Annotated in this window: 10 protein-coding genes; 6 read left to right on the top strand and 4 right to left on the bottom strand. The window is 64.8% G+C overall.

Annotated elements, in window-relative coordinates:
• Window positions 1-262: 262 nt before the first annotated feature.
• Window positions 263-1006 carry a response regulator transcription factor gene (locus QFZ94_RS13895; RefSeq protein ID WP_368585306.1) on the top strand — a complete coding sequence of 248 codons (744 nt, stop codon included), beginning with the start codon at window positions 263-265 and terminating at the stop codon, window positions 1004-1006.
• A 38-nt stretch (window positions 1007-1044) separates the two neighbouring features.
• Here QFZ94_RS13895 and QFZ94_RS13890 read toward each other — a convergent pair whose 3' ends face one another.
• Window positions 1045-2940 (bottom strand): hybrid sensor histidine kinase/response regulator, encoded by a 1896-nt coding sequence (locus tag QFZ94_RS13890; RefSeq protein WP_429457526.1) that lies wholly within the window; start codon window positions 2938-2940, stop codon window positions 1045-1047.
• A gap of 236 nt (window positions 2941-3176) precedes the next feature.
• On the bottom strand, window positions 3177-3335 hold the full coding sequence (locus QFZ94_RS13885) for a hypothetical protein (RefSeq protein WP_410849947.1): 159 nt from the start codon (window positions 3333-3335) through the stop codon (window positions 3177-3179).
• Between QFZ94_RS13885 and QFZ94_RS13880 the strand changes: the two genes are divergently transcribed.
• The 3 genes from QFZ94_RS13880 to QFZ94_RS13870 all read left to right on the top strand — a co-directional run bounded on the left by QFZ94_RS13880 (window position 3334) and on the right by QFZ94_RS13870 (window position 8915).
• Entirely contained in the window at window positions 3334-4125 is a 792-nt protein-coding gene (locus QFZ94_RS13880; RefSeq protein ID WP_429457524.1) for a hypothetical protein, read from the top strand. The two genes, QFZ94_RS13885 and QFZ94_RS13880, sit on opposite strands and share 2 nt — an antisense overlap.
• Before the next feature lie 68 nt (window positions 4126-4193).
• Window positions 4194-5228, top strand: coding sequence for an IS630 family transposase (locus QFZ94_RS13875; protein ID WP_429455271.1), 1035 nt, complete (start codon window positions 4194-4196; stop codon window positions 5226-5228).
• Window positions 5229-5498: 270 nt separating this feature from the next.
• Entirely contained in the window at window positions 5499-8915 is a 3417-nt protein-coding gene (locus QFZ94_RS13870) for an alpha/beta fold hydrolase (protein ID WP_429457522.1), read from the top strand.
• A 129-nt stretch (window positions 8916-9044) separates the two neighbouring features.
• On the opposite strand, the gene QFZ94_RS13865 is transcribed toward QFZ94_RS13870, so the two are convergent.
• Entirely contained in the window at window positions 9045-10442 is a 1398-nt protein-coding gene (locus QFZ94_RS13865; RefSeq protein WP_429457520.1) for an FAD-binding oxidoreductase, read from the bottom strand.
• 11 nt (window positions 10443-10453) lie between these two features.
• The gene (locus QFZ94_RS13860) at window positions 10454-11428 is read right to left on the bottom strand and encodes an isopenicillin N synthase family dioxygenase (protein WP_429457518.1); all 975 of its coding nucleotides are present in this window, start codon (window positions 11426-11428) and stop codon (window positions 10454-10456) included.
• Between the two features lie 245 nt (window positions 11429-11673).
• Between QFZ94_RS13860 and QFZ94_RS13855 the strand changes: the two genes are divergently transcribed.
• Together QFZ94_RS13855 and QFZ94_RS13850 are read left to right on the top strand one after the other, a co-directional pair.
• Window positions 11674-12495 (top strand): transporter substrate-binding domain-containing protein, encoded by an 822-nt coding sequence (locus QFZ94_RS13855; protein ID WP_429457786.1) that lies wholly within the window; start codon window positions 11674-11676, stop codon window positions 12493-12495.
• Between the two features lie 55 nt (window positions 12496-12550).
• Window positions 12551-13201 carry an amino acid ABC transporter permease gene (locus QFZ94_RS13850; RefSeq protein WP_368585299.1) on the top strand — a complete coding sequence of 217 codons (651 nt, stop codon included), beginning with the start codon at window positions 12551-12553 and terminating at the stop codon, window positions 13199-13201.

Below are 13201 nucleotides of genomic sequence, written 5' to 3'. Positions count from 1 at the left end.
ATCACGAAGCGCATCGAACGATGCCGGCAGCCGGCCACGCGCGTCGCAGCCCAGCCGAGCGGCGCGCGGCACGGCAAGGGAGCGGGACCCCGGCGAGTTGGAACGTGCCGGGGTCCGTGGGATCGACCAAGAAGCGCGGAAAACCGGCCATGATGTGTGTCATGAGTACCGCAGTTAATTGCGCTGCAAGTGCGCAGCCCGCCAGGGCGGAATGTGCATCGGCGGCAGCCCTCAACGGACCGGCTCGACTCGCGGAGACATCATGAAGTTTCTTGTAGCCGACGACCATGAACTGATCCGGCAAGGCGTCAAAGGCATGCTGCGCGGCTTCGATCCCGACGCCCAGTTCGACGAAGCCGACAGCTGGGAAACCCTTGCGACCGCCGCGCGCCCCGACGCCAATCACGATCTGGCGATCGTCGATCTGCATATGCCGGGCATGAGCGGCGCGACGTCGCTCGAATCGCTGCTGAAGGCGAATCCGGCGCTGCCGGTGGTGGTGCTGTCCGCAGAGGAATCGCCCGACGAGATGCGTGCGGTGCTCGCGGCCGGCGCGCTCGGTTTCGTGCCGAAGCGCCAGCCCGCCAGCGTGATGCTGAAGGCCATCGAACTGGTGCTGTCCGGCGGCGCTTATGTGCCGATGGAAGCGCTGAGTCTGCTCGGCACACGCGAAACCCAGGCGGCCGGCTGCGCGGGGGCCGAAGCGGATGCATCGGCAGGTATGCCGCCCCCGAGCGTCGCCGCGCAGACCGAACCGCTCAGGTCGGCGCCGTCGCTGCAGCCGCACCAGCAGCATCTGCTGGAGAACCTGTCACCGCGTCAGCAGGACATCATGCGGCTCGTGCATCGCGGCTGGACCAACAAGATGATCGCGCGCGATCTCGGCGTCGCCGAGGGGACCGTGAAGGTGCATCTGTCGGTAATTTTTCGCGCTCTCGGCGTGCATAACCGCTCGACGGCGATCGCGGTAATCAATGGATGGCTGGAGGCGGGGAAAACGCTATAGCGCTGCGCCGCAGCGTCAACCGTCTCTGCTTCCCGTTGCTAAGGCTGCGTTTCGCTTTGCGCCCCGGAGCCCGCTTCGGTTTGCGGCGAGCCGCCCCCTGCCGGCGACTGCGCTGAACCAACCTCTCCCGCCGCATCTCCCAACACGACTGCGCCCGCCGGCCGACCCTTGTCGAGTTCGGCCTGCTGCCACAGCATTTCCAGCGTGCGCCGCAGCCGCGCCGGTGTGACCGGCTTGTGCAGCACGGGAATCCCCTGCAACGCGAGCGCCGCCAGCTCCGCCGACGCCATATCGCCGGTGATCAGCAGCGTAACCACATTGCCGTGCCCCTCGCGCGCGAGCGCGCCGCGCATCGCGCTGAGCGCCTGCGCGCCGGTGCGGTGATTGGCGAGCTGGTAGTCGCACAGCACCGCGTCGGGCACGAAGCCGTCCGCGAGCGCGGCGAGCGCACCGGCTTCGTCGCGCGCGCCGCGCACCTCGCAGCCCCAGCGCTCGAGCAGGCTCGCGAGGCCCTCTAGTATCGACGGCTCGTCGTCGATGCACAGCACACGCCGCCCCAGCGAAGCCGGGCCGCCCGCGACCGGATCGTTCAGACTCGCGACGATGCCGCTCCCGTCGCCCGCCTGCACCGCGAAGCGGAACACCGAGCCGCGCCCGGGCGCCGAGCGCAGCTGCAACTCGCCGCCGAGCAGGCCGACGAGCCGCCTGACGGTCGGCAGGCCAAGCCCGTGCCCCTGACGCGCGTCGCGCTGCGGATTCTCGACCTGGTAAAACTCCTCGAAAATACGCCCGTGCTCCTCCGGCGCGATGCCGACGCCCGAATCGCGCACCTCGATATAGCCGCCCTTTTGTCGCCCCGCGCGCCGGAAGCCGAGCCAGATCGCGCCTTGCTCGGTATAACGCACGGCGTTCGACAGCAGATTGCTCAACACCCGTTCGAGCAGCACAGGATCGTCGTAGACGACCATCGAAGTCGGCGCGATGCGCAGCGCGAGCCCCTTCGCCGCGGCCTGCGGACGATATTGGCTGCCGACCCGCTCGAACAGCTCGGAGAGCCGGAAGTGCAACCGGATCACCTGGGTCACGCCACTTTCGAGCCGCGCGAGATCGAGCACCTGGTTGAACAGCTGATTGAGCGCCTCGACGTTATAGACGATGTGCCCGGCCGTCTTCGCGTGCTGCGCGGGCGTCGCCGCAGGGTCGTTCAGCGACGCCGCGAGCAGGCCGATCGCATGCAGCGGCTGGCGCAGATCGTGGCTTGCGGCCGCGAAAAAGCGCGTCTTCGCGAGGCTCGCTTCTTCGGCGACGCGCTTTTGCGCGGCCAGCGATTCCGCGAGGTACTGCTGATCGACACGCGCCTGCACGACCTGGCGAAACAGCTTGCGATAGCTCATCGCGTAGACGTTGATCGCGCAGAAGAAGAACGCGAGCACGATCGCAAGAATCGTGCGATCGAACGTATGCGAACCGAAATGCAGCACGATCGATGGCAGCAGCAGAAACGGAATCGACGTCGAAAAATTGAGGAGATCGAACCCATTCGACATGAACACGCCGGCCGCGAGCGTCACCAGCAGCACGGTATGCAATAGCGGCAGATCGGTTTGCGGACTCTGGAACGCGAACCACACCGCGAAGCCCGGCCCGCTGTACAGGAGCACGCCACGCAGCGCGTGCAAATAAATCCAGTCGCGCGGCGACACCAACTGCGGATAGCGACGATTGCAGATCCACAGCGCGAGGCCCGCGCAATTGGCGAGCGCATAAAAAACGAAACACGCGATAAACAACGGCGGCGCCGGCACATGCGGCCAGTAGATGGCCACCAGCACCGCGATCGAAAACCAGTGCGAAAAGAACGCGATCGGGTCCTGCGCGTAGAGCACGCGCACGAGGTCTTCGTCGATGGCACGCTGGATCGGGTCGGCCCGCATCGGGCGGTCTCCTCTGTCGGCGTTAGCGCGATAGCGCCTGATCCGATCCCGCGCAGCTTGATCGCGGGGGCATGGCAACTTCGTTGAGACGAAGCACTGGCCAGGCGGCGGTGCTCCGGGAAACCCGCGGGTCGGAACCGGGCGACCAGACGCGCCGCCCGAGCGGTTCATTCTACGGCGAATGCGCACGCTTCTGACGAATCGTCAGCATTCCGTCAGAAGGTTTACCCGGCGGTTTACCCATCGGCTAACACTTCTTCCATATAGGCGAAGGCCTTGCCGCGAACCATACTGCATTCACGTTTCAGCGCGGCATTACAGGCAACTTCCCTCGCTTCGCGGCCCACGCGCCGCGGCTCACCGCGCTCCCTGTCAACCGTGACGGAGGTTTCCATGGGCGCAGTCCCGAGCTACGAGTTCGCCCGCCAACTCGACGACGCGATCCTGCCCGACCTGTGGCGCAGACGCACCCGCCTCTCCGCGGACGAAATGGTGTCGATGGTCGAACTGGTCAAGCGCGCGTTGCGGACCTATCACCCGCTCGAATTGCAGGCGCTCGGCGAGGACAAGGAAGAACTGGTCGCGCAGTTCATCTACGCGAAGGTGTTGCGCCTCGCGCCCGGCCACACCGAAACGAACGCCTGCGCCGACAGCGCGCCGTCCAACAGCTACGCGATGTGCGCGTATTTCCGCCGCTATCTGATCGACTGCCTGCGCAGCGCGTGCCATCAGCGCAACGTGTCGATGGAGACCGAGGGCGTCGCGCAGGAAATCGATCTGCACGCGCACGCGCTCGAAGACCCGGTGGAAAGCGTGCTGCTGCAATACGGCCTCGACGAACAAAGCGTGCGGCGCGCGGCGCGCGAGTTCATCGAAGGGCTCGACGAACCCGAGCGGATCGTGCTGGCCGGCAGTCTCGGCTGGTGCTCGGAAGGCAAAGGCGGGCTTTCGGCGGTCGCGGCGCAGCATCGGGTGCCCTCTTATCACTATCGCGCCGTCAAACTCGGCGTCACGATGAAAAAGACGGCCGGCGCCGCGGAATTTTCCAACACCAAGATCGGCCGCTGGCTCACCGACGCGCTCGGCATCGAGATCGACGTCGACAATCGCGCGGCGATTCTGGTTGCGCTGAATCTGCTCGCGGCGGAATCGAGCGATAGCGAATGCAATGAAGTGGCCGCGTAACAATTCGGAGAACCAACAGGCCACATACTGACCGGTGCACCAAATACTGCCCTGTGCGTTAGAGAGGTATGAATACGCAAACTGATGCAAGGAAGCTGGGCGAGGCAACGCAGGCGCACCTGAGGAAGATGGTGGTGCAAGCGGTGCGTAGCGGCATGACGCGAGTGGAAGCGGCTCGAACGTATGGCGTTAGCCTGCGTGCGGTGGGCAACTGGATGAAGTTGGCACGAGAGGGTGGCTTGAGGGCACTGAGGTCCGGCAAGCGTGGCCGTCGGCACGGAAGCGGCCACCTGACTCATCCACAAGCCGTGAAAATGCGCAAGCTTATCATCGAGCGCATGCCCGACCAGCTTGCGCTGCCGTTCTACCTGTGGACCCGCGAATCGGTGGCAAAGCTGATTGAGCGCGAGTGCGGCGTGAAAGTGTCGAAGTGGACGGCGGGCCGATACCTCAAGGCATGGGGCATGACCGCCCAGAAACCTGTTCGACGCGCGTACGAGAGAAAGGACGAGGAAATCGAGCGCTGGCTGAACGAGGACTATCCGGGCATTGCGAAAGAGGCGAAGCAGGAAGGGGCAACCATCTATTGGGGCGACGAAATGGGCTTGCGCAGCGACCACGTGAGCGGTACCAGCTTTGCCCTGAAGGGCGAAACGCCGGTCGTCAGGGCGACCGGAAAGCGCTTCGGCTGCAACATGATTTCTGCGATCACGAATCGTGGAGAACTGAGCTTTATGGTCTTCGAAGGGACGTTCAAAAACGCGACCTTCATCGATTTCCTGAAACGCCTGCTCAAGCAGGCCACGCGCATGATCTACCTGATCGTCGATGGGCATCCTGTGCACCGGTCCAAAGCAGTCAAGCGGTACGTCGCCGATAACGCTGCACATCTGCGCCTGATCCGGTTGCCGGGGTATTGCCCCGAGCTCAATCCTGACGAGCTGCTCAACCAGGACGTCAAAACCAACGCGCTCGGCAAAAGCCGACCGGCGACCAAGGCGGAACTGATCGGCGCGATCCGGCGACACCTGCATCGCCGACAGAAGGAGCCTCACATGATTCGCAACCTCTTTAAAGAAAAACATGTCCGGTACGCAGCCTGAGAAGAGGCACTATTTGATGCACCAGTCAGTAAGAAGCGAAGTAAGAGCGCATGCCCGTACGGGCGGGTACACCCGGCAACGGCCGGCGGGCATGCCGCTCTGAACGTCGCACGCTACGACTTCGGCGCGCCCCTCCATGGCGCGCTTTTTTTGCATCCGCTTTTTTTGCAGCGATATTCCGCCTACGATAAAAAAGCTGCCGCAGCACGCCGTCTTTGTTCCGAAGCCGCGCTTCCTTTCCCGCATCCGATTCCAGACGAGGTGGTCCTGATGAACCGCTTATCGAGCGCGCCGACGGCGCTGCAACGGCATTACGAGGTGGTGGTGATTGGCTCGGGCTACGGCGGCGCGATCGCCGCGAGCCGCATGGCGCGCGCGGGCCGTCGCGTGTGCGTGCTCGAGCGCGGCCGCGAATTCATGGCCGGCGAGTATCCGCGCACGCCCGTGCAGGGCGTCGAGAATATCCAGTACAACACCGCCGAGGCGCAGATCGGTTCACCGCTCGCGCTGCTCGAAGTGCACGTGAACGAGGACGTCAACGCGGTGGTGGGCTGCGGGCTCGGCGGCACCTCGCTGATCAATGCGAACGTCGCGCTCGAGGCCGATCCGCGCCTGTGGGACGACCCGCGCTGGCCGGCCGCGCTGCGCGCCGACAAAGCCGGACGCGACGACGGCTATGCGCTCGCCCGGACAATGCTGTCGCCGTCGCCGGTGCCGGACGACTTTCCGCCGCTGCCGAAGCTGCAGGCGCTCGAAAAATCGGCGCAGGCGCTCGGCATGGCCGACCGCTTCAGCCGTCCGCCGATCACGGTCACGTTCAGGAGCGGCCCGAACGCGGCGGGCGTCGAGCAGCAGCGCTGCGTCGGTTGCGGCGATTGCAACTCCGGTTGCAACTACGACGCGAAGAACTCGACTCACATGAACTATCTGCCCGACGCGGTCGCCCACGGCGCGCAGATTTTCACCGGCACGGCCGTGCATTCGGTGCTGCGCGATCCCGACACGCAGCAATGGAAGGTCAACTTCCAGCTCGTGAAGCTCGGCCGCGAAAGCTACGACGCGCCCGATCTGTTCGTGCTGGCCGATATCGTCATCGTCGCGGCGGGCACGATCGGCTCGACCGCGCTGCTGCTGCGCTCGCGCGACGCGGGCCTGAGCACATCGGACATGCTCGGCCAGCACTTCACCGGCAACGGCGACGTGCTCGCCTTCGCGTACAACACGAAGGACCCGATCAACGGCGTCGGCTGGGGCGAGCACAAGCCCGGGCAGATTCCGCCTGTCGGGCCGACCATCACCGGCCTGATCGACAATCGCGCCGCCGAGAAAAACGTCAGGGATGGCTTTGTGATCGAGGAAGGCTCGCTGGCCGGCGCGGTCGGCGAAGCGCTCGTAGGCATGCTCGGCGCGGTCGCGCCGCTCGAAGGCGTGGATGCGGCGGGCGCCCCGTCGCTGCTCGAGCGCGCGGCCTACGACGCGCGCGCGATCGAGAGCCTGATCCGCGGCCCGTACCACGGTGCGCTCAATCACACGCAAAGCTACCTCGTGATGGCGCACGACGACGAAAGCGGCCGCATCAAGATCGGCGATAAAGGCCGTGCGCGCATCGAATGGGAAAAGGCGGGTCGCCAGCCGATCTTCCAGACCGTCGAGGACGTGCTGATCGACGCGACCAGGCCCCTCGGCGGCAAATATCTGCGCAACCCGATTTCGACGAAGATCGCCGGCCGGCACACCGTGACCGTGCATCCGCTCGGCGGCTGCGGCATGGGCGAGGACGCCGCGCATGGCGTGGTCGATCATCTGGGCCGCGTGTTCAGCGGCACGGACGGCGCCGCGGTGCATGACGGCCTCTACGTGATGGACGGCGCGGTGATGCCGATGTCGCTCGGCGTCAATCCGCTTCTGACCATCTCCGCGCTCGCCGAACGCAATTGCGCGCTGCTGGCCAAAGCGCACGACTGGTCGATCGATTACGCGTCGAAGGGCACCGCCGCCGCGCCGCCCGCCCAGAAGATCGGGCTGCGCTTCACCGAGACGATGGTCGGCACCTACACGCCCAAGGTGGCGGGCGAAGCCGACAAGAGCCCGATCGAATTCACGCTGACGGTCGAGTCCGACGATCTCGCCGACATGCTGAGCAACCCGAATCACCTCGCGCGCACCGCCGGCACGCTGAGCTGCCCCGCCCTCTCCGCGCAACCGCTGACGATCAGCGACGGCACGTTCAACCTGTTCGTCGTCGACGAGTCCGACGTCGACGAGCGCAACATGAACTACCGGATGACGCTCGACGCGGCCGAAGGCAACACCTGGTATCTGACCGGCAAGAAGATCATCACGCGCACGTCGCCGATCAACCTGTGGGAGCAGACCAACACGCTGTATGCGGAGATACGCGCGTCGGATAAGGACGATGCGCCCGTCGTCGGCACCGCCACGCTCGTCATCACGCCGGAAAACTTCCTGAAGCAGCAGCGCACGCTCGAAGTCACCCACGCGCCCGACCTGAAGACGCGCCTCGAATGGACGCTGAAGTTCGGCAAATTCTTCGCGGGCGTGCTGTTCACCGAATACGGTGGCGTGGCCGCGCCGCTGCAGTTCTACGATCCCTACACGCCGCCGCGCGCCAAGCGCACGCTGCGCGCGCCGGCGCCGCAGGTCACCTACTTCGATACACCGGACCGCACGCGGCTCAAGCTCACACGCTACTTCGATCCTGCCGCGGACAAAGAGTCGAAGCCGATCCTGCTGATCCACGGCTCGGGCGTCTCGAGCCGCATCTTCTCGACCGATCTGATCTCGACCAACCTCGTCGAATATCTGTACGCGTCGGGCTACGACGTATGGCTCGTCGATCTGCGCGTCAGCATCGAACTGCCGAGCGTGCTCGTGCCGGCCAACGTCGACATGGTCGCGCGCGAGGATATTCCCGCCGCGGTCGCGAAGATTCGCGAGGTGACCGGCGCGCCGAACATCCAGGTACTCGGCCACTGCCTGGGCGGACTCGCGCTCAGCATGTCGCTGCTATATGGACTCGAAGGCGTGCGCTCGGCGGTGATCTCGCAGGTGTCCGTACATCCGGTGCCGGGCACGCTGCAACGGATCAAGGCCGGCTTGCATATTCCCGACCTGATGCAGCATCTGCGCATCCGCGACCTCACTGCCTATACGCAGGAAGACTCGTGGCCCGCGAACCTGTTCGACGAAGCGCTGCGTCTCTATCCGGTCGATCACGACGAGGGCTGCGGCAATCCGATCTGTCATCGCGCGACGTTCCTGTATGGCCTGCTCTATGAGCACGACAAGCTGAACGAGACGCTGCATGCGAACCTGCAGGAACTGTTCGGCATTCACGACATGGCCGTCTTCCAGCATCTGGCCACGATGGTGCGCGCGGGCCATGTCGTCGATGCGCGCGGCGACGACGTCTATCTGAGCGGCGCAAACGGCATGAAAGGACTCGAGGGGATGCGTCTGCCGATCGGCTTCATTCACGGCGAGAAGAACGAAACGTATCTGCCGGTCAGCACCGCGCACACTTACGACCTGCTGCGCGGGCGCTTCCCCGAGCAGCCGTACGAGCGGCATCTGATTCCGGGCTATGGGCATATCGACTGCATTTTCGGCAAGAACGCGGCGGTCGATGTTTATCCGCTGATCGTCGGCTATCTGAACGCGCACTGACGGCGCGGCGTCGACCGTGCGCCGTGCGAAGTCGATCGCCTACTCGGACAGCGCGAGCGGCGTCTATATTCAGCGCGATGTTCAAGCGGCTCGACCAATCAGGCGGCACACGCGCCGCCTGCGTCAGCATCAGAACAGCTTGCCGGGATTCAGGATGCCGTGCGGATCGAGCGCATGCTTGATCGCGACCATCGCGGCGAGCTCGGCTGGCGAGCGTGAAATCGGCAGGAACTCGCGCTTGAGCGAACCGATGCCATGCTCGGCCGACACCGACCCGCGCAACGGCCCCAGCATCTCGTAGACGAACGCATAGACCGCGTGATGATCGACGCCGGGGATCGAATGGCCATCGACGGTCAGATGCAGATTCGAGTCGCCGATATGCCCGAAGAAATACGCTTGGTTGCCGGGCCAGCGCTGATCGAGCGCCGCGCGGCAACCGTCGACGAACGTGCCGATCTCGCCGATCGGCAGACTCACGTCGAAGTTGATCGGATCGAGCTTGAGCGGAAACTCCGCGGTGCACTCGCGGATCGCCCATAGCGCGCGCGCATCGGCAACCGATTGCGCGGTCAGCGCTTGCGCAAAACGTTCGCCAGCGTCGTCGGCATTGAAACCCGCGTGCTCGATCAATGCATAGAGCGGATGTGCGGCGTCGAACGGCGAGCGCGCGCCGGTCAGCTTCACGCCGAAATCGTAGAAGTCCGGCCACATGATCTCGAACGCGCCGATGTCGTTGCCGAAGCGCGTCGCGAGACGGCGCAGCAGGCTCACCGCGGCATCGTAGTCGTTCAACGCGACGAGCGCCGTATGACGCGCCGCGCGTCGCGGATGCAGCCGCAACACCGCGCGGGTGATCACGCCGAGCGTGCCCTCCGAACCGATGAACCAGTGCTTCAGGTCATAGCCGGTGTTGTTCTTGACCATCTTGCCGAGCGAACTGAGGACGTCGCCATTCGCGAGCACCACTTCGAGACCGAGCACCTGATCGCGCGCGGTGCCGGACTGGATCACGCGATTGCCGCCCGCGTTGGTCGCCAGATTGCCGCCGATCTGGCATGAGCCGCGCGCGCCGAGATCGAGCGCGAGTTCGAAGCCCGCTTGCTCGGCGGCTTCCTGTGCGGCCTGCAACGTGGTGCCGGCACGCACGGTCAAGGTAGCCGACGCCGCGTCGAGTTCTTCGACGCCGCTCAAACGTTCCAGCGACAACGCGACATCGTTGGCGCGCGCGATCGCGCCGCCCGCGAGTCCAGTCATGCCGCCTTGTGGCACCACCGGCTGATGCGCGGCGTGGCAGATCGCAAGTGCGCGCGATACCTCGTCGGTCGTGCGCGGCAGCAGCAGCGCCGCCGGACGCGTCGGCTGGTGGCGCGTCCAGTCGGTCATCGCGTGTTCGCCGATCTGTTCGCCGACGCGCACCGCGTCGGCGCCGAGCGCGGCGCGCAACGCTTCGAGTGTCGACGCGAGCGGCGCGGTCGCGCTTGCGATCGGGGTCTTCTTCTCTTCGGTGATGCTCTGCTCTGTCATGCAGGATTTCCTTACTGTGCCGTAGCGGCGAGTTTCTTGCGATAGCCCATCGAATCGTTGATGCGGCCGAGGATATAGTCGCCCGCGGCGACCGGCTGATATTTGCTTTGTGCGTCGCTCGCGCCGAGCTCACGGGGATCGACGAGCGCGCCATAGGTCGGATCGTAGAACGTCGCGATCGAATAGCGCTCGCGCCCCGATGCATTGATCACGCGATGCAGCGTCGAGCGAAAGCGATCGTTGGTCCAGCGTGCGAGCAGATCGCCGACGTTCACGACGAAGCTGCCTTCGACGGGCGGCGCCTCGACCCACGTATCGTTGGCGATTTCGCGCACCTGCAGGCCGCCGACCTGATCCTGCCACAGCAAGGTGATGCAGCCGTAGTCGGTATGCGGCGCGACGCCGAACTGATCTTCATCCGATTGCGGCGGCTGTGGCGGGTAGTAGACCATTTGCGTGCGCTGCATGCGCTTCGTGTAGCGCGGCACGAAGAAATTTTCTTCGATACCGAGACTCACCGCGACCGCGCGCAGCAGATCGGCGCCGCACGCGCCGACCGCCTTGTAATAGTCATACAGCACCGGCCGCAACCCGGGCATGAAATCCGGCCAGTTGTTCGGCCCACGTAATGCCTGCCCCGCCAGCACGTCGGGATCGTCTTCCGGCAGTTCGAGGCCGATGCTGAAGAATTCCTTGTAGTCGGGGCGCTTGGCCTGGTACATCGTCGCGTCGCCGAGCGCATTGAAACCGCGATGCCGATGATTGACCGCCGCGCGTCGTTTCGTGTCGACCGGAAACGCGAAGAAGGTGCGCGCGGCTTGCGCGGCGGCATCGATCGTCGCTTGCGGCACGCCGTGATTGACGATGTAGAAAAAACCGATCGTCGTACACGCTTCATGAATTTCCTTCGCGACGCGTCGCAGCGCCTGCTGATCGCCCGCGCGCACGCCGGCGACATCGATGATCGGAATGCGGGTCGCGGGCATCGCGCTGCTCCTTCGAGGGATCGGTATTGCAGTGGTATATACCGCCAAAAGCAGTGCTGCAAGTTGCTTCGCGCACCTCAATATCAGGGCTTTTCTCTACTCGCGCGAGCATTTATTTTTCGCCGGAAACGCAGTATATACTGCCCAGCAGGGCCCGCACCTGGCGTCGGCGCGGCGGGTCCACAACGAAGACTTCGACACGCCGGCCACCCAACACCAATTCGCCCCCGGAGAACCCCAGGCGTATCCTTGCAGGCTGGAAATGTGGTCTGGTCGTGCTGGCGCTGTGCGCGGCAAGCGTCGCAGCGCACGCCGAAGACCAGCTCGCCAAAGTGAAGAAAGCCGGCGAACTGGTGGTTGGCACCGAAATGCAGTTCGCGCCGTTCGACTTCCTCGAGAACGGTCAGCAGGCCGGCTTCAACAAAGACCTGTTCGCGGAGATCGGCAAGGAAATCGGCGTCAAGGTGCGCTTCATCGATCTGCCGTGGCCGAGCGTGCTGCCCGGTCTCGAAGCGGGCAAGTTCGATATGGTCGGCGGCCCGTTGACGGTCACGAAGGCGCGCATGGAACGCTACACGTACACGCTGCCCGTCGCCGATGCGACCGACGCGCTGCTCAAGCGCGCGAACGATGCGTCGATCAAGCAATCGGCGGATAGCGCGGGCAAAACGATCGGCGCGGGCAAGGGCTCCGCGCAGCTCGATCAGCTGAAGAGCTACGCGGCCACGCTGCCGAAGCCGCCGGAAATCCGCGAGTACGTCGACAACAATCAGGCTTACGCGGACCTCGCGGCAGGCCGCATCGCCGCGGTCGCGAACTCGATGACCAACATCGCGTATGTCGCCAAGCAGCGCCCCGAGATGTTCGCGGTCGTGCAGCCGCCGTTCGGCGCGAAGGTGTACTTCGCATACGCATTGCGTAAGGACGCCGACAGCAAGCCGCTCGCCGACGCGTTCAATGCCGCGCTCGTGAAGATGCAGAAGGATGGCCGCCTCGCCGCGTTGCAGAAGAAGTGGTTCGGTGTCGCGATGGAGATGCCTTCCACGATGCCCACGCCGAACTACTGAGCGTCCTTAGCGTCGGCGCCACGCATCGCCCTTCCCGTTCCACCGGCCGCGATCCATGTTCAACACGACCGTCTTCGTTCAGGGCCTGCCGCTGCTGCTGCACGCGGCGCTCGCCACCGTCGGCATTTCGCTGACGGGGCTCGTGATCGGCTTCTTCGTCGGTATCGGCGTATGCACCGCGCGGCTGTCGCAGCATCGCGCCGCGCGGCTCGCGGGCGGCGCCTATGTATTCTTCTTTCGCGGCGTGCCGATGCTCGTGCAGTTGCTGCTCGTGTACTACCTATTGCCGTTCGCCGGCATCAACGTGTCGCCGATCGTCGCTGCGATCAGCGCGGTGTCGTTGTGCTCGGCCTCGTATATTGCCGAGATTCTGCGCGGCGGCTTTCTGAGCATTCCGCCCGGACATCTCGAAGCCGCGCGCATGCTAGGGCTCTCCCGGCTCGATACGCTACGGCGCATTCTGGTGCCGCAAGCATTCCGTTTGACGCTGCCGTCGCTCGTCAACGAAATGGTGCTGCTGATCAAGGCTTCTTCGCTGATCTCGGTGGTCGGCGTCGCCGAGTTGACGCGCACCGCGCAGAACATCGCCGCGAGCACTTACCGGCCGCTCGAAGCGTATGTCGCGGCCGGGCTCATCTACTTCGTGATCTGCGGTTCGCTCGCGCTCGTCGCGCATGCGGCCGAGCACCGTTTGCAGCACACCTGA

This window comes from Paraburkholderia sp. JPY465 (assembly GCF_050436725.1).
Taxonomy (GTDB): domain Bacteria; phylum Pseudomonadota; class Gammaproteobacteria; order Burkholderiales; family Burkholderiaceae; genus Paraburkholderia; species Paraburkholderia youngii.
Note: the sequence above shows the minus strand (reverse complement) of the source record. Positions and strands in the feature narration are given on the sequence as shown.